The sequence below is a fragment of the Klebsiella sp. GW_Kp182 genome (assembly GCF_040062275.1).
Classification (GTDB): domain Bacteria; phylum Pseudomonadota; class Gammaproteobacteria; order Enterobacterales; family Enterobacteriaceae; genus Klebsiella; species Klebsiella michiganensis.
This window is the reverse complement of record NZ_JBEAFQ010000002.1, coordinates 52,425-73,192: the sequence shown is the minus strand read 5'-3', so window position 1 is coordinate 73,192 and position 20,768 is coordinate 52,425. Positions and strand designations below refer to the sequence as shown.

Annotated in this window: 20 protein-coding genes; 7 read left to right on the top strand and 13 right to left on the bottom strand. The window is 58.1% G+C overall.

Features of this window, described 5'->3' with window-relative positions; translation table 11 throughout:
* Positions 1 to 95: 95 nt before the first annotated feature.
* Positions 96 to 1,379 (bottom strand): citrate synthase, encoded by a 1,284-nt coding sequence (locus tag ABLU88_RS02465; protein WP_025107768.1) that lies wholly within the window; start codon positions 1,377 to 1,379, stop codon positions 96 to 98.
* Positions 1,380 to 2,220: 841 nt separating this feature from the next.
* Here ABLU88_RS02465 and ABLU88_RS02460 point away from each other — a divergent pair.
* From ABLU88_RS02460 to ABLU88_RS02445, 4 genes are all read left to right on the top strand, one after another.
* Positions 2,221 to 4,182, top strand: a complete 1,962-nt coding sequence (locus ABLU88_RS02460) for a sensor histidine kinase (RefSeq protein ID WP_227626792.1) — start codon at positions 2,221 to 2,223, stop codon at positions 4,180 to 4,182.
* Positions 4,179 to 4,877 carry a response regulator transcription factor gene (locus ABLU88_RS02455; protein WP_103814562.1) on the top strand — a complete coding sequence of 233 codons (699 nt, stop codon included), beginning with the start codon at positions 4,179 to 4,181 and terminating at the stop codon, positions 4,875 to 4,877. The genes ABLU88_RS02460 and ABLU88_RS02455 overlap by 4 nt, the downstream gene beginning before the upstream one ends.
* Before the next feature lie 366 nt (positions 4,878 to 5,243).
* Positions 5,244 to 5,384, top strand: coding sequence for a small membrane protein (locus ABLU88_RS02450; protein WP_139134470.1), 141 nt, complete (start codon positions 5,244 to 5,246; stop codon positions 5,382 to 5,384).
* Between the two features lie 108 nt (positions 5,385 to 5,492).
* The gene (locus ABLU88_RS02445) at positions 5,493 to 6,110 is read left to right on the top strand and encodes a transcriptional regulator (RefSeq protein WP_048261035.1); all 618 of its coding nucleotides are present in this window, start codon (positions 5,493 to 5,495) and stop codon (positions 6,108 to 6,110) included.
* A 297-nt stretch (positions 6,111 to 6,407) separates the two neighbouring features.
* Here the strand turns inward: ABLU88_RS02445 and ABLU88_RS02440 are convergent, their stop codons facing one another.
* From ABLU88_RS02440 to ABLU88_RS02410, 7 genes are all read right to left on the bottom strand, one after another.
* On the bottom strand, positions 6,408 to 7,682 hold the full coding sequence (locus ABLU88_RS02440; protein ID WP_004852509.1) for a dicarboxylate/amino acid:cation symporter: 1,275 nt from the start codon (positions 7,680 to 7,682) through the stop codon (positions 6,408 to 6,410).
* Between the two features lie 234 nt (positions 7,683 to 7,916).
* Positions 7,917 to 9,431, bottom strand: coding sequence for an ABC transporter substrate-binding protein (locus tag ABLU88_RS02435; RefSeq protein WP_025107772.1), 1,515 nt, complete (start codon positions 9,429 to 9,431; stop codon positions 7,917 to 7,919).
* Positions 9,412 to 10,446, bottom strand: a complete 1,035-nt coding sequence (locus tag ABLU88_RS02430) for an ABC transporter ATP-binding protein (protein WP_049082627.1) — start codon at positions 10,444 to 10,446, stop codon at positions 9,412 to 9,414. Before ABLU88_RS02430 ends, ABLU88_RS02435 begins: the two co-directional genes overlap by 20 nt.
* Positions 10,446 to 11,420, bottom strand: coding sequence for an ABC transporter ATP-binding protein (locus tag ABLU88_RS02425; RefSeq protein WP_014230085.1), 975 nt, complete (start codon positions 11,418 to 11,420; stop codon positions 10,446 to 10,448). The genes ABLU88_RS02430 and ABLU88_RS02425 overlap by 1 nt, the downstream gene beginning before the upstream one ends.
* Positions 11,417 to 12,262: an ABC transporter permease gene (locus tag ABLU88_RS02420; protein ID WP_047723290.1), complete on the bottom strand. Its 846-nt coding sequence runs from the start codon at positions 12,260 to 12,262 to the stop codon at positions 11,417 to 11,419. The genes ABLU88_RS02425 and ABLU88_RS02420 overlap by 4 nt, the downstream gene beginning before the upstream one ends.
* Positions 12,259 to 13,197, bottom strand: a complete 939-nt coding sequence (locus tag ABLU88_RS02415) for an ABC transporter permease (protein ID WP_004852520.1) — start codon at positions 13,195 to 13,197, stop codon at positions 12,259 to 12,261. The genes ABLU88_RS02420 and ABLU88_RS02415 overlap by 4 nt, the downstream gene beginning before the upstream one ends.
* A complete protein-coding gene (locus ABLU88_RS02410) occupies positions 13,197 to 14,096 on the bottom strand; it encodes a proline iminopeptidase-family hydrolase (RefSeq protein ID WP_014838968.1) in 900 nt (299 codons plus the stop codon). Before ABLU88_RS02410 ends, ABLU88_RS02415 begins: the two co-directional genes overlap by 1 nt.
* 202 nt (positions 14,097 to 14,298) lie before the next feature.
* On the opposite strand from ABLU88_RS02410, the gene ABLU88_RS02405 reads away from it, so the two are divergent.
* Positions 14,299 to 15,051, top strand: a complete 753-nt coding sequence (locus ABLU88_RS02405; protein WP_032719850.1) for a LuxR family transcriptional regulator — start codon at positions 14,299 to 14,301, stop codon at positions 15,049 to 15,051.
* An 84-nt stretch (positions 15,052 to 15,135) separates the two neighbouring features.
* Positions 15,136 to 16,032 (top strand): proline iminopeptidase-family hydrolase, encoded by an 897-nt coding sequence (locus ABLU88_RS02400; RefSeq protein ID WP_047723287.1) that lies wholly within the window; start codon positions 15,136 to 15,138, stop codon positions 16,030 to 16,032.
* Positions 16,033 to 16,039: 7 nt separating this feature from the next.
* Here ABLU88_RS02400 and ABLU88_RS02395 read toward each other — a convergent pair whose 3' ends face one another.
* Entirely contained in the window at positions 16,040 to 17,158 is a 1,119-nt protein-coding gene (locus tag ABLU88_RS02395) for a succinylglutamate desuccinylase/aspartoacylase family protein (RefSeq protein WP_049082629.1), read from the bottom strand.
* A 14-nt stretch (positions 17,159 to 17,172) separates the two neighbouring features.
* On the opposite strand from ABLU88_RS02395, the gene ABLU88_RS02390 reads away from it, so the two are divergent.
* Complete coding sequence (locus tag ABLU88_RS02390) at positions 17,173 to 17,628, top strand: Lrp/AsnC family transcriptional regulator (protein WP_029505532.1); 456 nt, start codon at positions 17,173 to 17,175, stop codon at positions 17,626 to 17,628.
* On the opposite strand, the gene ABLU88_RS02385 is transcribed toward ABLU88_RS02390, so the two are convergent.
* The 4 genes from ABLU88_RS02385 to ABLU88_RS02370 form a co-directional block, all read right to left on the bottom strand.
* Positions 17,629 to 18,354, bottom strand: coding sequence for an ABC transporter permease subunit (locus tag ABLU88_RS02385; protein ID WP_014230092.1), 726 nt, complete (start codon positions 18,352 to 18,354; stop codon positions 17,629 to 17,631). It lies immediately after the preceding gene.
* Positions 18,351 to 19,043, bottom strand: coding sequence for an ABC transporter permease subunit (locus ABLU88_RS02380; RefSeq protein ID WP_016946939.1), 693 nt, complete (start codon positions 19,041 to 19,043; stop codon positions 18,351 to 18,353). The genes ABLU88_RS02385 and ABLU88_RS02380 overlap by 4 nt, the downstream gene beginning before the upstream one ends.
* A 64-nt stretch (positions 19,044 to 19,107) precedes the next feature.
* On the bottom strand, positions 19,108 to 19,881 hold the full coding sequence (locus tag ABLU88_RS02375) for an ABC transporter substrate-binding protein (protein ID WP_014838973.1): 774 nt from the start codon (positions 19,879 to 19,881) through the stop codon (positions 19,108 to 19,110).
* A gap of 28 nt (positions 19,882 to 19,909) precedes the next feature.
* Positions 19,910 to 20,671, bottom strand: coding sequence for an arginine deiminase family protein (locus ABLU88_RS02370; protein ID WP_046877531.1), 762 nt, complete (start codon positions 20,669 to 20,671; stop codon positions 19,910 to 19,912).
* Positions 20,672 to 20,768 lie beyond the last annotated feature (97 nt).

Here is a 20,768-nt window from a genome sequence, read left to right as displayed (position 1 = left end):
TCCGCTGCGTTCCCGCACCACAGAACGCAGTGAATTTGTAGCCCGGCTCAGCGCAGCGCGAGCCGGGCTAAATCTTCCCGATTGCCCCCCTGTTGTCACCCTTCACGCCGCGAAACGTAATCCCGCCGCTTTTCGCCGGTATAAATCTGCCGGGGACGATAAATATTCAGCGGCGCTTCGTGCATTTCGTTCCAGTGCGCCACCCAGCCAAGCGTTCTGCCTACGGCGGTAATCGCCACAAACATCGATGAAGGCAGCCCCATCGCTTTAAGGATCACCGCGGTGTAGAAATCCACGCTCGGCGACAGGCCATTTTCAACAAAGTAGGGGTCGGTCAGCGCTACCTCTTCAAGAGCCATCGCCACCTGTAGCGGCATATCGGACATCCCCAGTTCCTTCAGCACCCGGTGACAGGTTTCGCGCAAAATAGCGGCGCGCGGATCAAGATGACGGTAGCGAGAGTTACCGAATCCCAGACGACGAAACGCCTGCGGATCGCGTTTCGCTTTGCTCAGGAACGCCGGAATTTGGTCGACGGTGTTGATCTCTTCCAGCATCCGCATACTGGCTTCGTTCGCCCCGCCGTGGGCCGGTCCCCATAAAGAAGCGAGCCCGGCGGCAATGCAGGCAAAAAGATTCGCCCCGGAGGAGCCCGCCGCCCGGACGGTGGTCGTCGATGCGCACTGGCCGTGGTCGGCGTGCAGCACCAGGATCTGGTTCATCGCCTGCTCAATCACCGGATTCAGCTGATACGGCTCCGCCGGGATAGCAAACAGCATATGCAGGAAATTCCCCGCGTAGGAAAGATCGTTGCGCGGATACTGCGCCGGTTGCTCAATAGAAAACTTATAGCTCATCGCCGCCAGCGTCGGCATTTTCGACAGCAGGCGGGTGGCGGCCAGCGCGCGGTGCTCGGGATTTTCAACGTCCAGCACATCGTGATAGAACGCCGCCAGCGTGCCCACCAGAGCGCACATTAAGGCCATCGGATGCGAGTCGCGCCGAAAGCTGCTGCACATGCGGCCAATCTGCTCGTGTACCAGGCTATGGCGGGTAATCGTGTTTTTGAACGCCTGATAGCTGGCTTCGTCAGGCGCATCGCCCCGCAGCAGAATCCAGGCTACCTCAAGGAAGTCGCACTGGCGAGCCAGCTGATCGACCGGATAGCCGCGGTGCAGCAAAACGCTGTTTTCGGTATCAATCCAGGAGATGGCCGACGTACAGCCTGCGGTGTTAGCAAAACCGGGGTCGAAACTGCATATACCTGCGGACGCCAGCGGACGAATATCCATGCCGGGATAGCCCTGCGTCCCTGAGACCGTACTCAACGGAATGGACTGTTGTTCATCCAAAGACAGCGTTAGCGATTTCGTCGTCATCCTGTCAGGTCTCCTTGCACAACGAGTGAATGATTTACCTGGTCATTTCTCCAGGCGGAATAACCAACATAACCACAGTCGTCCGCGGATTCTTTGATGTAAATAACCAAAACATTGATAAAGGACCGCTATTATGGGTGGGAAAGAAACAGAAAATCGCCCTTTCAACCGCATAAAATACGCTTACCCCGAAATTACCCTCGTCTAAATTCTACTATCACGCCTTAGAATACTGATTTTATTTCATCGCAGGTCAATATATAACCATTTTATTTTTTTGCCCGCATAAATCCGCTACTCGCACGTGGTGCCATGGACTGCCGGTGTCAGTTTTTTATCACACGCTCGTCGGCGGTCTTTTATGAGGGTCTGTGCGACCGGTCATCCCATCAGCCGCGGTGGATTGATCGCCAAATGCGCCTCACTCGCCGCAGATATTGTCCGTTATCGTTATTTCAGCGTAAATTAAACTTGAATATAACCCGCTGCTTTTATATGCGCTGATTAAATAATCTAATGCCAATTTTATATAGCTATCGCATCAATTTATGGCATAACATCATAAACTCGTATGCTGTGCCTGAACTTTCAGGTTGCTTATTATGCACCTCCCTCCTACGTTAACGTTGATTGAGAATCTTCTCACAGCAGGTCTGGCCAGTTACCCGGCGTGCAGATAACGCTGGAATAATATCTTCGGCACCAGCAGAATGCTGCGTTGCCCGGCCCTGGACGTTTATTTCCCGAATGCGGAGGGGTACCTGTGCCTGCGGCAGCGTTCCTCTGCGTTTATACCGACTGATTGATTAATCCATGCCACAAGGGGGCGTGATTGAATCGTTTGTGCGCTTTTTATGATCTTATTCGCAGGAGCCGCAGCGCGCATTTCTGGGCATGGTGCGGCGTCATTATCGCCCTGCAGATAGGGGCGCCAGCCCGCGCGGAGGTCCGCCAGTTGGGTATTGATATTCCGGTCTACTGGTACGCCGACGCCAGCGACACGCTGACCCTCAACGCCTTTCTTTCGCTCCCTGAAGAGGCGCTAAAAACGGCGCCGCTTATCCCGTCGTTCGGCTACTCGACAAAAGCCTACTGGCTACGTACTTCGCTCCCGGCGGCCTTATTTGCTGGCGAACAGCGCTGGCTGCAGCTCGGTCCGTCGTTTGTCGATCGTTTGACCGTGTTTTATCGCCCCTACGGCAGCGACAGTCCATGGCGACAGAAAGAGTTTGGCGACCATGCGTCTGCCCGGGATAACGATCTCGACTACCGCGAAAGCGTACTGATTTTGCCGCCCCCGCCGACGGCGGCTGGCTACGAGATGGTATTCCGTCTCCAGAGCAGCAGCACCCTGATTCTGCTGGCGACGCTCTCCTCGCCGCAGGAGTTCGTGCGTTCGGCCACGCTCGATACCGCCTTCTGGAGCTTCTATTTTGGCCTGGCGGTAATTGCCAGCGGCATCGCCCTGTGGCTTGCCATCGCGCTGCGTCGGCGCCTGCTGTGGGGGATCTGCCTGTTCTCGCTAAACTATCCGCTCGTCGCGGCCCTGCATGGCTACCCGGAGTGGTTATTTGGCAGCGCCCTGCTGCCGGTTCAGGATTATATGATCAGCTGCCTGTCGCTGGTGAGCTACGCCACCGCGCTGTGGCTGCATAGCGAAGTTTTCGATCTCAAGAAAAATATGCCGCGGCTGCATCAACTGCTGCTGGCGGCGATCGGTTTAAACATCGTTCTGCAAATCAGTATTCCGCTGGGCTTTTACGGCCTGGCGATGCAGATAGAGGCCGGGATATTTTTTATCGCCGCCCCTATTCTGTTGATCACGTCATGGATGCTGTGGCGGCGCAAAGCGATTGATATCAATACGCTGCTGCTGGGGCTGCTGCCGCCGATATACGTCGTCTCCGCCGGGCTGGCGCTGCTCTCTATCCACGGCGTCATTCCGTTTCATAATGGGGTCTATTCCACCTGGCAGTACGCGCTGATTATTCATATCGTCACCGTCCTGATCATCGCCGTACTGCGGGTGCGGGCGGAAAACCGGACTCTGGTGCGCAAGCAGCAGCTGGCGCGAGAGCTACAGATTGAACGCGAGGCCAGCTTCCACCAGCGCCAGTTTATGGGAATGGTGGCGCATGAGTTCAGAACGCCGCTGGCGATCCTCCAGGCCGCGCTGGAAAACCTGCGCCTGTGCCCCGCAACGGTGACGCAGGGCTCGCGCCTCGACCGCATGCAGCGGGCGACAACCCGTCTGGTACAGCTTACCGATAATTGCCTGGCCGACGCCCGGCTCTCCTCGAGGGACCTGCACGCCGACAGGCAGGACGCAGCGCTGCTGCCGGTGATCTATATGGCCGCGACGGTCGTGGATCTTTCGCTTAACCATTATCTGGATGTCACCCTTGAGGGGCAAACTGTGGGTCCGGACTCCCCTTCACCGGTGCTGTTTATTGATAGCGGGCTACTGTGTATCGCCATCGCCAACCTGCTCGACAACTCGGTGAAATATGCCGCCTCCGGGGAGATAAGCATCGAGATTTATCCGCAGGAAAAACACGTGGAATTACGCATTGGCGATCGCGGTCCCGGCATCCCGCCTGAACAGGTCGAGCATATTTTCGAGCGCTATCGGCGCGGCGAAACGGATACCGCAACGCCGGCCGGGACCGGGCTTGGCCTGTATGTCGCCCGACAAATCATCCAGGCTCACGGCGGGGACCTGTGGCTGGCAGAGAACACGTCGGCCGGATGCAAATTTGCGCTCACGCTCCCGGTTAACGGACAGCAGAAGGACAAATCATGACATTACGCGTCGCAATCATCGAAGATAGCGCTGATTTACTCGACGAGCTGCTGGCTTTTCTGCGCCATCGCGGCTTCGATGCCTGGGGCGTGCGCAGCGCCGAAGCTTTCTGGCGGCAGCTGCATCGCGATCCGGTTGATATTGTGCTTATCGATATTGGCTTGCCGGGTGAGGACGGCTTTAGCGTGCTGGACTATTTGCACGAAATTGGCCAGTTCGGCCTGGTGGTGGTGACCGCCAGAGGGCATGAGCAGGATCGGCTCCAGGCCTTAAACGCCGGCGCCGATCTCTATCTCATCAAGCCGGTCAACTTTTCCGACCTCGCGGAGAGTATTCAGGCGCTTGGCTCCCGGCTTCGCCAGCAAAAACCGACGGAACGCGTCAACCCGGCGCTATCAGCAGAGCGGCCAGCGCCGTCTCACTGGGTACTCCAGAACGAGCGCCTTGTGGCGCCATCTGGGCTGGCCCTGCCGCTCACGCAGCAAGAGTATCGGCTGCTGGAAGTGTTAATGCGTAACCGCAATGAGGTCTGCAGCAAGGTTGACCTGCACACCTCTCTGTTTACCGATGAAGGCGAACCGGAACTGCACCGAATCGACGTCGTGATCAGCCGCCTGCGCCACAAGGCCCGCCTTCATGGTATCACCCTGCCGATTCGCGCGATTTTTGGCAAAGGGCTGGCGTTTCTCTCCTGACCTTTCCCCGGCCGGCAGCAGCAGCGCTGCCGGTCAGTACCCCTCCATCCGCGCGGCGTCATAGCGAAGTTGTTTTCAGTTTCGCTCCTCTTGTTAATTTTTTTCAGTTTTTGAGAGGAATGAGAGAAATGAGACTGACAGCACATTAAGAATTTTCTTACATTGACATGGCGTCGTGAGCACACCGGCCCAAAGCGTCCCTGAGCAAACCGACTATTGCTGATCCAGCGATAGCTGAATTCAGGACGCTTGCCGTGCGCTTTTCGGCCGCGTATCGCGAGCACGGTTTAAAGAAGAGTATAAAAATATTCCCGTGCCGGCGAGGTACATTTTTAACACCTAAAATTAAGTTAAAGGATATCTATCATGGCCATGCAAACATGGTTAGCCTTATTGCTGTGCATATTTTGCCTTTGCGTGTCTGTTTACAGCCTTGTTTCCTATATCAGAGACAGGAGAAAACAAAAAATTCCGTTTTCAGCTAAGAATTCTTCGCGCAGAAAATAACTAAAGCCCCGCGAATAATAACCAAATCTGTCCAGCAGCAGCCACCGCATACGCCCGGAGGATTGATCACAACATGGCGTTATGTTGATTTATCAGGGAAATAACGCCATGAAAAAAATAAACATCGCTATCAACACCAGGAATACCTTTCTCCGAGAGTCGTTGGTTGCCATAGTCAATGAGCTCATCAGCCGCAGCGGTAACCTTAAAGCCGCTTTTTCTTATAAGCATAATGATTTTTTAGATAAGGACATCATCATCGCTGAAGTTCTTCCCGGCGAGATCTATCTGTGCAATACCAGTATAAAGAACCGTAAAAAAAACAGTTCGGTGATTATATTGCACAGCTATGACAAACTTCCGGAAAAGGAGCTGATCGTCAACTGCCTTAAGGGCGTTATCTTTGTCTCAATCAAAGCCGTTAATATCGATAAGATGTTTGAAATTATTGCCCACGAGCTGAAAAGAAGTGAACTGCTTCCTCTGGCGCAGAGGATCGACTCGCCGCTAATTTGCACAAACTGCCCGCATAAGATGTTGTCCAAATCGCAGGTAGCCGTCGCCACCGGCATTATTCATGGCTTTGATATCGGTAAAATTTCTGCTCTCAACAAAGTCACCCCCAAAACCATCACCTGGCACAAAAGCAAAATTATGGAAAAATACAGCCTTAATAACAATTATGACTTTTTCCAGTTTATTAACTTATTAAAAGAACGCTGGTAAACGCGCGCACGCGCCATCGACGATCGGATTATGTACCGTAAAATTAAGAATTTGCTGGCTTGCGAGGAACGGGATTCCGAAAAAGATCGGTAAAATGAAAAAACATCTACTCAGGCGTTACGGGCAGCGGGTAACATGACCCGGTTCCCTGGTATGAAAATACCGGAGCGTATTTTTATACAATAAAAAATGCCTCTACCAGGGAATCTGTTACTTCGTCACATTGCCCCTGGCGTGCCTGTCAGGGGCCTCTTTTTCTGCGCAAAAAGCGACCCCGTCAGAGAGGCCGCCCGACGATCAGGCTTGCGCCTGCTGAGGCGCGACTTCAGCCTCGGGTACCTCATTCTGCGACAGACCTTCATTTTTTGACAGCATCGCCGTCGCAATCCCGTTACCCAGCACGTTAATCGCTGAACGCCCCATATCGAGGAAATGGTCAATCCCCATCAGCAGTAAAATACCCGCCACCGGAATATTGAAGCTCGGGATGGTCGCCGCCAGCACCACCAGCGCCGAACGCGGCACCCCGGCAATCCCTTTCGAAGCCAGCATCAGCGTCAGCATCATCACGGTAATCTCGCTAAAGCTCAGCTGAATATTGTAAGCCTGGGCGATAAACATGGCGGCAAAAGAGCAGTACACCATTGAACCGACCAGATTAAAGGAGTAGCCAATTGGCAGCACAAACGACGCGATATTACGCGAGCAGCCAAATTCCACCAGACGCTCCAGGGTCTTCGGATAGGCCGCCTCGGAGCTGCTGGTCGTGAACGCCACCAGCACCGGATCTTTGAGCATGTTCAGCAGGCGAAAAACCTCTTTTTTGAGCACCATATACCCCACCGCCAGCAGCACCGCGCTGGTCAGCAGAATCGCGACATAGTATCCGCCGATAAACGAGGCGTAATTAAGCAGGATCCCCAGCCCCTGCGAGGCGATAACCGAAGAGATCGCGGCGAAAATCGCCAGCGGCGCGACGTACATCACGTACCCGGTCACCTTCAGCATAATATGGGAAACCACGTTCAGCGCCGCCACCAGCGGGGCGTTGAATTTCTCCCCCAGCGATGCCCCGGCAATACCGAAGAACATCGAGAACACCACGATTTGCAGAATCTCGTTGTTGGACATCGCCTCGGTAATGCTGGTGGGGATGGTATGGGTCAGAAAGCCTTTCAGGCTCATCCCGCTCACCGCCAGCCCGGTATCCACGGACTCTTTCGGGATCGCCAGGTTCAAACCGGCGCCGGGATGCTCGAGGGTAACAATCACCAGCCCGACCAGAATGGAGAGAATGGACGAGGTAATAAACCATACCATGGCTTTACCGCCGACCCGCCCAATGGTCGCCGTTTCGCCCAGCCGCATAATGCCCACCGTCAGGGTACTGAACACCAACGGCGCAATGACCATCTTAATCAGGCGCAGAAACACGTCGGTAAGTAGCGTAATGTTTTCCGACCATGCGGTAATGGTCGTTTGCCCGGCGTAAGCGTGGATGGCCGCGCCGGAGAGGATCCCCAACAGCATGAAGATGACGATGAACAGCGTGAGTTTGTTTGCACTTGCCACAAAAATTAACCCCTGATTTATTTAACGTGTTGTTTTTTAATGTATATATGCTTTATTTATTGGAATACATTAAATATTCACCACATAAATTGAATAAAAGCAGGCGGGGTTACAACTCTTTTTTAGTTTTTATAGTAAAAGTTAATGTGCTCGTTGATGTGCATCAAACCGTGTCGCGCCGCCGGTAAGATGAAAAAGGCGCCGGCGTCAGAGGACAACCGGCGCAAAGAGGCATTAGTGTTTTACGGTATCCTCCAGGAAGAAACGTCCCAGCGGATTCTGATAAAAACCGTCGATATTTTTGCGGCTGACGTTGCGGTACGGGCTGTAATACAGATCGACCCAGTTCACGTCGGCCTTGGCCATTTTTTGCAGGTCGATATACATCTGCTCGCGCTTTTTACTGTCCATTTCAACGCGCGCGGCGGCCACCAGCGCTTTAACCTGGTCGTTATGATAGCGGGTCATATAGTTCATATTGGCATCGTGACCCAGCACGAAGGTGGTTTTCTGATCGGGGTCGAGAATATCGTTGGTCCAGTACATCACCGATATGTCGTACTCCCCGGCCACCAGCATATCCCAGCTCTGGCTCGGGTCGACTTTTTGCAAATTCACCGTCACCCCGGCTTTTGCCAGCTGCTGTTGTAGCAAAATGGCAATTTGCTCATCGACTTCATCCCCGGCATTGACCACGTAGTTCAGCTTCAGGTCGGCAGCGCCCGCCGCTTTCAGCATCGCTTTGGCCTTTTGCGGATCGTATGGCCGGCGAAGATTATCCTGATAGTGGTAAAGCGCTCCGGCGGGAATATAGGAATTGGCCACCTGACCGTAGCCAAAGGTCACGGTTTTCACAATCGCGTCTTTATCAATCGCGAAGTCCAGCGCCTGACGGACTTCCACCTTGCCCAGCGCGCCGTGAGAATGATTGATCAGCAGATGGTCCTCGCGAGTAGAAGGATCCAGCTCCACCTTCAGATTGGCATCCTTTTGTAACGATGCAATGCGCGAGAAAGGCACGGTCAGCGCGGCGTCAAGTTCGCCGGCCTGCACTTTCAGCATGCGGGTATTGTCGTCCGGAATGGTTAACCACTCCACGCCATCCAGGCTGACGTTTTTCGCCTGCCAGAAGTTCGGGTTCTTCACCAGCACGATCTTTTCTCCGCGCAGCCACTCTTTCACGCTAAACGCGCCGGAGCCCACGGGCTTTTCGGCAAACGCCTCTTCGCCTTCCGCCTTCATCGCCTGCTGGGAAATCACCGAAGCGTTCGGCAGCGCCAGCTGCGATAAGAACGGCGCTGAAGGCGATTTCAGCGTCACCACCAGCGTGCGCGGGTCCGTGGCTTCCGCTTTGGCAATAATGCTATAGGAATCCCGCCACAGCGAGCCTTCATCATCGCGGATACGGATCAGGCTAAACGCCGCATCGCTGGCGGTCAGCGGCGTACCGTCCGAGAACCGGGTTTCGCGAATTTTGAAGGTATAGACTTTGCCATCCGGGGAAATCGTCCAGCTCTCGGCCACGCCCGGCTCCAGCTTCGTCCCGCTTTTATCCACCCGCACCAGCGGGTCAAAGACGTTGGAAAAGACCCAGTTATCCGCATTTTGCGCCGATTTTATCGGGTCAAACGTGGTGCTGTCCTCCCGGCGGCCAATGGTCAATACGCCGGCCGCCTGAGCTATTTCACTCACCACGCTGAGCGCCAGAAAAACGCTCGCCGCCAGTAACTTAATCTGCCTGTGCTTCATCAAAAGATCCCCCAGTTAACGGAAAAACGGTCTCATCGCCCGCGAGGTTGAGCACGCAGGCATAAGCGCGATCGGCAATCTGCCGGGTTGGTGGTGGTGCGCCGGTGCGGCACTGCACCTGCGCATAAGGGCAGCGCGGATGAAATGCACAGCCTTGTGGAACGGCTACGGGACTGGGCGGCTCGCCCCCCAGCAAATTTTTCGGCAGCGGTTTATCCGGGTCGATTTCCGGGATCGCCGAGACCAGCGCGGCGGTATAGGGATGCAGCGGTCGAGTGAAGACCGCTTCTGCCGGCCCCTCTTCCACAATTCTCCCGAGATACATCACCGCAACGCGATCGCAGAGTCGCCGCACAATCGCCAGATCGTGGGCGATAAACAGAATCGCCAGCCCCATCTTTTCCCGCAGATCCATCAGCAGGTTGACGATCTGTCCCTGAATAGAGACGTCCAGCGCCGCGACGCACTCATCGGCCACGATCAGCCCCGGCTCCATGGCCAGCGCTCTGGCAATACCGACGCGCTGGCACTGGCCGCCGCTTAGCTGAGACGGTTTCGCGCTGGCCTGCTGCGGACGCAGGCCGACCAGGGTGAGCAGTTCCGCAACCCGCAGCGCTTCCTGCCCGCGCGGGACTTTCTGATGCACGCGCAGCACCTCGGAGATGCTTTCTCCTACGGTCTGCCTGGGATTCAACGAGGCATAGGGATCCTGGAAAATCATCGCGCTTTGCTGGCGCAGACGGGCAATATCGCTGGTTAAGCCATGGGTAATGCGCTGTCCGGCGAACCGCACCTCGCCATCGGCAACCCGTTCAAGCTGTAACAGCGCTCGGCCAAGCGTGCTCTTACCGCTGCCGGATTCGCCGACAAGGCCCAGCGTCTCGCCAGGAAAGATCTGCATCGTGACCCGGTTTACCGCGTGTACGACCCGCTTCGGCCGCCAAAGGCCGCCGGAAACCGGGAAGGTGACGCAAAGATTATCGGCCTCAAGCAGCGGCCAGCGAGCGTTAACCATTATCCCTCCTGCCGTGCTGGCAAAATGTGATGGCAGGCCACCGCGTGGCTATGGCAATCCTGCCCGTAACGCAGCAATGGCTGGCTCTGACACGCCTCATCGGCGCGGCGGCAGCGCGGGTGAAAGCGACACCCTGATGGGAAGTGGTCGGCGCTGGGCGGCTGGCCGTCGATGATCGTCAACCTCCCCTGCCCGCCTTCGCTGGCCGGCTGACAATCAATGAGCCCGCGGGTATAGGGATGCAGGGGCCCGCCAAGCACTTCGCGTTTGCCGCCCACTTCACACAGCCTGCCGCCGTACATCACCGCAATCCGGTCGCAGGTTTGCGCCACCACCCCGAGATCGTGGGTGATCATAATGACCGCCAGCCCCAGCTCGGCGCGCAGATCGCTGAGCAGGCGCAGAATCTGCATCTGCACGGTGACATCCAGCGCGGTGGTCGGTTCGTCGGCAATCAGCAGCCGCGGTTCCGGCGCGAGGGCAACGGCGATCATCGCCCGCTGGCGCATGCCGCCGGAAAATTCGTGCGGATAGCTATTGAGCCGATTCTGCGGGTCCGGGATACCGACCTGGCGCAGCAAGGCCAGCGCATCCTCCCGCGCCTGACGGCGGTTTGCCGCAAAGTGAAGGCGGCGACTTTCTGCAATCTGTTCTCCAATGGTCATCACCGGATTGAGATGGCTGGTCGGGTTCTGGAAAATCATACCGATTTCCCGGCCGCGCACCGCCGACATTTGCCCTTCGCTGAGGGACAAGATATCCCGGCCGTCCAGCAGAACCTCACCGCCGGTAATCCGCAGTCCGGCCCCCGGCAGCAGGCGCATCAGCGCCCGGCAGGTCACGGTTTTTCCCGACCCGCTTTCGCCAACCAGCCCAAGCATCTCCCCGGCTTCAAGCGTTAACGAGACGTTATCCACCAGCGCGACATCCTCGCCGCGCATGACCGTCAGCTGATTTACCTTCAGCAAGCTCATACGCGTTCCCCTAGCTTATCGCCCAGCCCATCGGCCAGCAGGCTGAAGCCCATCGCCAGCAGCACGATGGCAAGCCCCGGAAAGGTGGTTATCCACCATGCGGTAGTGATAAAGCTCTGCCCTTCGGCCACCATAATCCCCCATTCGGCGGTAGGAGGCTGCACGCCGAGCCCGAGATAGCTCACCGAGGCCCCGTTCAGCAGCACCAGAACGCAGTCGGACATCGAAAAAATGATGGCTCCGGTTAGCGCATTGGGCAGCAGATGGCGGAACAAAATCCGCAGATGGCCGTAGCCCAGACTGCGGGCCGCCAGAATAAAATCGCGCTGTTTCAGCGTCAGTACCTGAGCGCGTACCAGCCGGGCGTAGGAGACCCAGCCCACCATCGCCATCGCCATATAAAAGCTGCTCAGCCCCGGCCCGAGGATGGCGATAATCGCCAGCATCAGCACCAGAAACGGAAAGGCCAGCACGATATCAATAACCCGCATCACCAGCGCATCGGCCACGCCGCCGATATAGCCCGCCAGCGCCCCCAGGGTGGTGCCGAGCATAAAGGGGAACAGGACCCCCAGCAGGCAGATTTGCAGATCGACCCGCGCCCCCCACAGCACGCGGGAAAAAACGTCGCGGCCAAAGTTGTCGGTACCGAAGAGATGCGCGCCGCCCGGCGGCAGCAGACTGGAAGAGGCGTCCTGGGCAATCGGATCGAACGGCGCTATCCACGGCGCCAGACAGGCGACCAGTAGCCATAGTCCGACTATCGCCAGCCCGGCGAAGAGCGCCTGCTGACGCGGGATCGCCCGCTGACGCAGGCGGGAAAAGGTCGCTATCGCCTTCATAGTTTTATCCTTGGGTCGAGGGCCACGGTCAGAATATCCGCCAGCAGGCTGACCGCCACGGTGGCAAGGGCAAAGACCATTACCACGCCCTGCACCACCATATAGTCGCGGCTAAAAATCGCCTTAACCAGCAGCTGTCCGAGGCCGGGGATAGCAAACACGCTTTCAATCACCACCGTACTGCCTATAAGCCAGCCAATATTCACCGCCAGCAGATTGATGGTCGGCACCAGCGAGTTCGGCAGCACGTGCCGCCAGAAGATACGTCTTTCCTGCTGCCCGCGCGCCCGGGCCGCCACCACATAGTCGCTATTCATCTCCATCAGCAGGCTGGCGCGCAGGTTGCGAATCAATACCGCCGACAGCGCCAGCGCCACGGTCAGGCACGGCAGAACCATATGGTGCAGCTGGTCTAAAAAATCGCTGCCGTAGCCGGAGACCGGAAACCAGCCAAGCACGATACTGAACAGCAGAATCAGCATGATGCCGAGCCAGAATGCCGGGAATCCGAGCCCGGCGGTCGTAAACAGACGAATCAACCGATCGGCGAGACGCCCGCGCTGGCGTGCGGCTATCGCCGCCAGCGGCACCGTCAACGCTACCGCCAGCAGAACGCTGCCGAGCACCAGCCACAGCGTCGGTTCCAGCCGCGAGGCAATCAGCTTCAGGGTATCCACCCGGTATACAATCGACTTCCCCAGCTCGCCCTGCAGCAGGTTGCGCAGAAAATAGCCGTACTGAACCCACAGCGGTTCATCAAGGGCAAACTGCGCGCGAATGCGGGCCAGCGCCGCCGGCGTGCTGCGCACCCCCAGCAGAATACGCGCCGGATCGCCGGGGATCGCGCGCACCATCATGAAGGTGATCAGGCTGATACCCAGCAGAACCGGCAGCAGCTGTAGCGGGCGAAAAAGCAGAAAGCGGTAACGATGCATTAACAGCCTCCCGCGTCGCGCTGGCGCGCCAGAAAATCGAGCAGCACCGGGTAGTAAGCCTGCGGCTCTTCGTAAAACGGCATGTGGCTGCTGTTGGCAAAAATGGCTATTTCAGCGTTCGCCAGCCCCTGCTTCATTTTCAGGGCGCAGGCGGGCGTCAGTTCATCGTGCTGGCCGCTGGTGATCAAACAGGGCACGCGGATTGACGCCAGCTCAGCGCTGCGGTTCCAGTTTTTTAAATTACCGGTATAGAGGAATTCGTTCGGCCCCTGCATGGTGATATACGGGCCCATATTCCAGTCCCCAAGCGAGCGGATAACCGGCTCTGGCCAGACGTCAAGGCGGCACACGTGACGGTAATTCAGCAGCGTAATCGCCGCCTGATAGGCCGGATGGTCTAGCCAGCCGAGCGCTTCGTAGCGCTGCATCATCGCGACGGTTTCTGGCCCCAGCGCCCCGCGCAGACGGTTCAGCTCCTGCACCAGATGCGGCATATCGGCGACGGTGTTTTCCAGAATCAGCGAGCGAATTGCGCCAGGATGGTGCAATGCCACTTCAATCGCCAGCCATCCGCCCCACGAGTGACCAAGCAGATGCACCTGACCAAGGCCCAAAGTCCGGCGGACGGTCTCCACTTCACGCACATAGCGCGCCATCGTCCACAGGCTGGCGTCATCCGGCCGGTCGGACTTTCCGGTCCCCAACTGGTCAAAGGCGATCACCCGATAGCCGTGCTGTTTCAGGCAGGCGTGGGCTTCGCGCAGATAGTCGCAGGGCAGCCCCGGTCCGCCGTTGAGGCAGAGAATGGTTTCATCGCCGTCGCCAAACTGATAGGCCACGACGTTATAGCCTTCCACCGCAATGTTATGGCACCGGTCGGGCGCTATTTCGCTCCACATGGTCTATTCCTCATCGTCGATGGTAAGAGGGTTGGGGTCTGTCTTAACGCTAACGGCAACCCCGGACGCTGAACAGTTAGCAAAAATACTAGTTTTGCGCCGCGCCGAAACGGCACCGGAATTGCATATCTTTGGGCCAGCTACTGACGGATTTGCACAAATCGTGCCCGTCGCAGGTCTCGTTTTAGGTGAAGGGGGTTATATGCGACTGGAGTTTGACCACCCCGGCAGCGCGCGGGCGGCCAGCCTGGATGACGCATTCAGCGGGCTTTTTCAGCACACCCGGAGGTTGGGATTTGAGGCGGTGATTTACGATTACACGCCGGTTCCGCGTTCTCTGGAAGGAGAACTGATTACGCCCTCGCTGCTGAAAACGTTCAACGTGCCGGAAGATATGCGCCAGCTATGGTGCGAGCGCGGATATTACCAGGTGGATCCGGTACAGCACTGCGCGCTCGAGAGCTGCGCGCCTTTTGTCTGGTCCTATCAACGGCCGGACAGCAGCATGCTGCGCGGGAGGCTGGACAATCATCCCACCGCGGTCACCGACTATATGCGCGAACACAATATGCCCTGCGGCGCGACGGTTCCCCTGCATCTCCCCAACGGAGGGTTCGTGACCCTCACCGGCATCCATACCGGCCAGCGTCAGGAGCGGGAAATCAGCGCCACCCTGGCGCAGCTGATGCTGCTTGCCTGGCAGTTTCAGGAGTCCGCCTTCCCGCTGTTCGACAGCACTATGCTCACCTGCCGTCACGTCAAGCTGAGCAACCGCGAGCGCGAATGCCTGGCGTGGTCCGCCGAGGGGCTTACCGCCAAAGAGATCGCCCGCAAGCTGCACCGCTCGGTGGCGACGGTGACGCTGCATCTCAATACCGCGGCCAAAAAGCTGGGCGCCAGCAACCGCGTGCAGGCGGTGGTCCGCGCCCTGCACTACCGTCTGCTCGACAGCTAAGAACTAGCATTTTTGCTAGTGTTCAGCCGCGGTTGCCAGCCTTTACCCTGAAAGCCGGTCCACTTAGCAGGGTAAAGATGATTCATGTATACCATCCGCGAAGGTTACGCCCCGTTTCGGCACTATCAAACCTGGTTTCGCGTTTGCGGCGATATCGATAGCGGACTCACGCCGCTGGTCGTCGCCCACGGCGGGCCGGGGTGCACGCATGATTACGTCGATGCGTTCCGCGATATCGCCCTCAGCGGGCGAGCGGTGATCCACTACGATCAGTTAGGCAACGGGCGTTCAACCCATTTACCGCAGCAGCCCGCCGACTTCTGGCAACCGGCGCTGTTTCTTGACGAACTGGCTAACCTGCTGCTGCATCTCAATATTGCCGATAATTACGCCCTGCTCGGCCAATCTTGGGGAGGTATGCTCGGCGCGGAGCACGCCGTGACGCAGCCAAAGGGGTTAAAGGCGCTGATTATCGCCAACTCCCCGGCATCGATGGCGCTGTGGCTGCAGGGTGCGGCAAAGCTGCGGGCGCAGCTGCCCGCCGACGTTCAGCAGACGTTGCTGGACCATGAGGCGGCAGGAACGCTGGACAGCGCGGAATATAAGGCGGCAAGCGCAGTATTTTATCAACGCCACGTCTGTCGGCTCGATCCCTTGCCGGCGGAAGTGCGGCGCACCTTCGATGCCATGGATGCCGACCCGACGGTTTATCACGCCATGAATGGCCCCACCGAATTCCACGTTATCGGCAGCATGAAAGCGTGGACGATTATCGACCGCCTCGCGCGCATTACGGTTCCGGTTCTGCTGATTTCCGGGCGCTACGATGAAGCCACGCCGGAAGTGGTACAACCCTTTATGGACCATATCTCCGGCGCCGAGTGGGTCATTTTCGAAGCTTCGAGCCATATGCCGCACGTCGAAGAGCGCGAGCTGTGCATGAAGACGGTAAACGACTTTTTAGGCCGAGCGATATCATAAAAGCCGCTTACAGCGCCAGTCCGCCTCCGCCGCTGAAGGGCCGCTCGCCGGCGATTTTCATCACTTCAGCCCCTAAAGTGACAAACGGCGCCCGACGGCTGGCATAAATCAGGCCGCCCGATGTCGGCCGCACCGCTTTGACCATATCGGTCAGCGGATCGATGATTTCCGCGACGACATCGTCGGCGCTGACCCACTCGCCGGGATGTTTTAGCAGCACCAGGATGCCGGTCGCCGGCGCGGTGACAATCTCCCCGGCGGCAAACGGCAGCATCACCGTTTCCTGCTGCGGAACCTCGGGCCTGGCGCCGGCCAGCACGCCGCGGTACTGCAGGTAACGGTAAATACGTTCGGCGTCGTCGCAGGCGGTGGCGTGATTCACCTCCTGCTGGCCGCGCAGCTCGACGGTCACCGCCATGCAGCCGGGCTGCTGCTGGCGCCACGACGGATTCCTCGCGCAAAGACGCTGCCACGGCAGGCCGCAGGCTTCATCAAACGAGTTGCCCCCGCTCTCCTGCGACAGCAGCACGGCGCCAATACCGAGGAAAGCCGCCAGAACTTTCGCCTCGCGTTGCCAGGCCGGGTCGGCGTAAAGGTGCAAAATCGCCTGGTCATCGCAGTGCAGATCGAGCACCAGATCGGCATCGCAGGCGAGGCTCAGCAGATGGTGGCGCAGGGCCTGCGCCTCGCTCACGGCGGGAAGCGCCGCCAGCGCCTCCCGCATCGCCGCGCGCACCCGCTGCAGATACTCGGGTCGCGTACCGGGCAAATCCGCCGGTAAACCGGCCTGCGCCAGCGCCGCCAGATCGGGAAAATCGCGGTTAAAATTGCGCCCGCTCGCCAGATCGAAACGGCCAATACCGCTGCTGAGCAGCACCTGGGCCAGCCCCGGCGGGTTGGCTACCGGCACAAGAATGATTTCGCCGCGCAGTTCGCCGCGCCGTTCCGCCTGGCTAAGTAATCTTTTAAGATAGTGCAGAACCAGCATGCCCGGGATTTCATCGGCGTGCAGCCCCGCCTGCAGATAGACCTTCTCTCCCGTGCCGGGCGCGCCGAAATGAAAATGGCTTAATTGCCGCTGCCCACCGAGTGCATGTTCAGGTAATGTATAGTGTTTAATTTTCATTGGACGTCCTGGTTGTGGAAAAGAAAGCCCGGCTTGACCGTATCGATCATAAGATCCTTGAAATTCTGCGCCGGGATGGCCGCATTTCTTATCAGAAGCTCTCGGAGCAGGTAAACCTCACCGCCCGTCCGTGCCTGGAACGGGTGCGCGGCCTCGAGCGCGACGGCATTATTCGCGGCTACAGCGCCATTGTAGAACTGCCCGATCCGGAGCACGCGTTTGTGGTACAGGCGCAAATCGCGCTGGCCGACCACGGGCGCTCGCAGCCGATGTTTGAACAGGAGATGCGCCAGACGCCCGAAGTGCTGGACTGCTGGCTGGTCAGCGGCAGCTTCGACTTTCTGGTACGCATCGGCTGCCGCAGCATGGCGCACTACTGCCAGCTGGCGGATAGCTGGCTGACCAGTAAAAAGTTTCACGTCGATAAAATCGTCACCCTGACCGAACTGCAGGCCATTAAGCGCTCCTGACTAGCCGCGCCGGATAAACGCCAGCCAGCGCCGCTCGGCGCGGGAAAAGGCGAAAATCAGCATAAAGGTGCAGAGCAGATACAGCGCCGCGGCCATCAGAAACGGAATAAACGGCGAATAGGTCATGGCGTAGAACGCGCGGGCCACGCCGGTAATATCCAGCAGGGTGACGGTGCTGGCCAGCGACGTGGCGTGCAGTAAAAAGACCATTTCATTATTCAGCGCCGGGATCCCGCGTCTGAGCGTCGCGGGCAGCACCAGACGACGAATAATCTGCCATTTCCCCATCCCGTAGGCCTCCCCGGCGACCCACTCCTGGCGCGGAAAGGTCACCATCATCCCCGCCAGCAGCTCCGCGACGTACGCGGCAGTGTTGAGGACCAGCGCCAGCGTGGCGCAGAAGGTCGCATCGCGGAACAGCAGCCAGAACGGCTGGTCGTTCATCCAGCCCGTCTGCACGATATCGAACTGCGACAGGCCGTAGTAAATCAGCATCAGCTGGAGATAGAGCGGCGTGCTGCGGAAAAAATACGTAAAACCACGGATGGGCAGCGCCAGCGCGCGCGGTCCATACACCTGCCCCACCGCCATCGCTATCGCCAGCGCCATCCCGGGAACGATGGAGAGCAAAAACAGCTCCGCCGTGACCGCCAGCCCGCTGGCGGCGCCGTTACCGTCGCTCCACAAAAAGCTCGGGATCGCATCGAGAAAGGTTTGCAGATTCATAAGGCCGTCCCCGCCGTGGAAGAGCGCAGCGCGTAACGCTTCGCCAGGCGGCTGAACAGCCAGCTGGAGAGCGCGGTAATCACCATGTAAATCAGCGAGACCAGAAAATAGAAGAGGAACGGCTTTTGCGTGGCGCGCCCGGCCTGTTCGGCCAGCCATACCATATCCTCAAGACCCAGGATCGACACCAGCGCCGATGCTTTCATCAGCCCCAGCCAGTTGTTGTTGATGCCCGGGATCGCGAAGCTCAGCATCTGCGGCAGCATCACCCGGCGGAACACCGTCCACGGCCGCATCCCGTAGGCCTGCGCGGCTTCGGTTTGCCCGCGATCGACGGTCAGAAAGGCGCCGCGAAAGGTCTCGGTGTAATAGGCGCCGAAAACAAAGCCGATCGCCAGCACGCCGGAGATAAAGGTATTGAAGCGCACCGGCCCGAGCCCCACCAGACCCAGCAGCAGGTTCACCAGCATCTCGCCGCCGAAAAACAGCAGCAGCATAATCACCAGCTCCGGGATACCGCGTACCAGCGTAGTGTAAGCGGTGGAAAACAGGCGCAGCCACGGCGGGCCAAAGAGCTTAATCAGCGAGTTAATCAGCCCCAGCAGCAGAGCGACCAGTAATGAAGAGAGCATCACGCACAGCGAAAGCGCCGCGCCGCGTAACAACAGGGGTAAATAGTCTGCGACCATATTCAGCCTTCCGCGGAGGTCGTAAAGGGGCGCAGGCCATCGCCCGCGCCCGCATCTTCACGACTTATTTGCCATAAATATCAAAGCTAAAGTATTTTTTCTGGATCGCGTCGTAGGTGCCGTCGGCGCGGATTGCCTTTATGGCGCCGTTCAGCGCATCGCGCAGCGCCGGGTTGTCTTTATTCACCGCAATCCCCACGTCGGAGGAGATGCCGCCGTCCTGGATAACCGGACCGGCAAAGGCGAATTTCTGCCCGCGCGGAGTATCAATAAAGCCGGTCGCCGCCTGGATATTATCCTGCAACGCGGCGTCGATGCGCCCGGAGAGCAGGTCGAGGTAGACGTTATCCTGGTTAGCGTAACCGACAATTTTCACGCCATGATTGGCCCAGTTGGCCTTCGCAAACGCTTCATGGGTGGAGCCGGTCTGGACGCCGACGGTTTTGCCTTTCAGGCTGGCGACGTCAGGCAGCAGCGGGCTGCCTTTGCGCGCCACCAGCTGCGCCGCGCTGCGGTAGTAGCGGTCGGTGAAATCCACTTCCTTTTTACGCTCATCGGTAATATTGAGCGAAGCGATAATGGCATCGAACTTATGCGCGTTGAGGGCGGCAATCATGCTTTCGAACGGCTGCTTCACGAAAACGCATTTGGCTTTTAGCTGGGTGCACAGCGCATTGGCGATATCAATATCAAAGCCGGTAATTTCACCGCTGGGCGCCAGCACGTCAAACGGCGGATAGCCGCCATCGACGCCAAAGCTGATGGTGTCAAACTGCTGGGCGGCCAGCGGCGCGCTGAGCGCCATGCAGGCCAGTAGTGCGGCAAGGCGTATTTTCATTTCGATCTCCCCGGTGTTGGCGCGGTGATTAAAAACGCAGTGAGAGGCAGGTCAGGCCGCCATCCATTTTCTTAAATTCGCTGGTGTCGAGCTGCACGATAGGCATTCCCAGCTTGCTGATTTCGCCCAGGGTATAGGGGTAGCCCTGCGGCGTAATTAAGGTATCGTTGATCCACAGCGTATTTCCGGCGTAGGCCTCCTCTTCCGGGATCACGATGCTGTTGAAGCCGCTAAACGCCGGATGGTTAACGTAGCCTTCCGTCAGCAGCAGCGTATTGCGGCCCACATAGTTGACGATCGATTTCAGATGCAGACCGGCGCTCACTTCAATCGCCGCGACCTGATAGCCGTGCGGCTCAACGGCGGCGGCAAACTCGCGGATCCCCTGCTCATCGGTGCGCGCCGTCAGGCCGATAAAAAACTGCTTATCCACTAACAGCACGTCGCCGCCGTCCATATGCCCGCGCTCGCTCATCCGCGCCAGCGGACGGAACCCCGCCAGCACCGGCGCAATGGTATCGACCTCGCCCTGACGGCTCGGCGCGCCCGGATGGGTGATCACCGCCAGTTCCGGCATCACCACCGCGGTATCTTCAACAAAGTGCGCATCAGGATAATCCGCCGCCGCGGGCAGTACGGTGACCTTCAGGCCAAGCTGCAGCAGGGTTTCTACATAGGCGAGAAACTGGCGGGTGGTGGTGGCGATATCCGGCGCGCCCAGCCGGGCGGTAGTTTGTCCTGCGCCGCAGGTGGCGGCCGGAAGACGGGCGATAGCTTGGGTAAAATGCATAAAGAACCCTCTGGTAGTGGTCGCATTGCTTAAGGCAAAATCGTGAGTGAATTTGATTATCAAACAGATGCCGCCGCCAATCAGGCTGAATCACTTT

What these genes read in the sequence shown, in the direction of transcription:
- ABLU88_RS02465 (WP_025107768.1), bottom strand. Translation starts at nt 1,379, where the DNA reads ATGACGACGAAATCGCTAACGCTGTCTTTGGATGAACAACAGTCCATT.
- ABLU88_RS02455 (WP_103814562.1), top strand. Translation starts at nt 4,179, where the DNA reads ATGACATTACGCGTCGCAATCATCGAAGATAGCGCTGATTTACTCGAC.
- ABLU88_RS02450 (WP_139134470.1), top strand. Translation starts at nt 5,244, where the DNA reads ATGGCCATGCAAACATGGTTAGCCTTATTGCTGTGCATATTTTGCCTT.
- ABLU88_RS02445 (WP_048261035.1), top strand. Translation starts at nt 5,493, where the DNA reads ATGAAAAAAATAAACATCGCTATCAACACCAGGAATACCTTTCTCCGA.
- ABLU88_RS02435 (WP_025107772.1), bottom strand. Translation starts at nt 9,431, where the DNA reads ATGAAGCACAGGCAGATTAAGTTACTGGCGGCGAGCGTTTTTCTGGCG.
- ABLU88_RS02430 (WP_049082627.1), bottom strand. Translation starts at nt 10,446, where the DNA reads ATGGTTAACGCTCGCTGGCCGCTGCTTGAGGCCGATAATCTTTGCGTC.
- ABLU88_RS02425 (WP_014230085.1), bottom strand. Translation starts at nt 11,420, where the DNA reads ATGAGCTTGCTGAAGGTAAATCAGCTGACGGTCATGCGCGGCGAGGAT.
- ABLU88_RS02420 (WP_047723290.1), bottom strand. Translation starts at nt 12,262, where the DNA reads ATGAAGGCGATAGCGACCTTTTCCCGCCTGCGTCAGCGGGCGATCCCG.
- ABLU88_RS02415 (WP_004852520.1), bottom strand. Translation starts at nt 13,197, where the DNA reads ATGCATCGTTACCGCTTTCTGCTTTTTCGCCCGCTACAGCTGCTGCCG.
- ABLU88_RS02410 (WP_014838968.1), bottom strand. Translation starts at nt 14,096, where the DNA reads ATGTGGAGCGAAATAGCGCCCGACCGGTGCCATAACATTGCGGTGGAA.
- ABLU88_RS02405 (WP_032719850.1), top strand. Translation starts at nt 14,299, where the DNA reads ATGCGACTGGAGTTTGACCACCCCGGCAGCGCGCGGGCGGCCAGCCTG.
- ABLU88_RS02400 (WP_047723287.1), top strand. Translation starts at nt 15,136, where the DNA reads ATGTATACCATCCGCGAAGGTTACGCCCCGTTTCGGCACTATCAAACC.
- ABLU88_RS02395 (WP_049082629.1), bottom strand. Translation starts at nt 17,158, where the DNA reads ATGAAAATTAAACACTATACATTACCTGAACATGCACTCGGTGGGCAG.
- ABLU88_RS02385 (WP_014230092.1), bottom strand. Translation starts at nt 18,354, where the DNA reads ATGAATCTGCAAACCTTTCTCGATGCGATCCCGAGCTTTTTGTGGAGC.
- ABLU88_RS02380 (WP_016946939.1), bottom strand. Translation starts at nt 19,043, where the DNA reads ATGGTCGCAGACTATTTACCCCTGTTGTTACGCGGCGCGGCGCTTTCG.
- ABLU88_RS02375 (WP_014838973.1), bottom strand. Translation starts at nt 19,881, where the DNA reads ATGAAAATACGCCTTGCCGCACTACTGGCCTGCATGGCGCTCAGCGCG.
- ABLU88_RS02370 (WP_046877531.1), bottom strand. Translation starts at nt 20,671, where the DNA reads ATGCATTTTACCCAAGCTATCGCCCGTCTTCCGGCCGCCACCTGCGGC.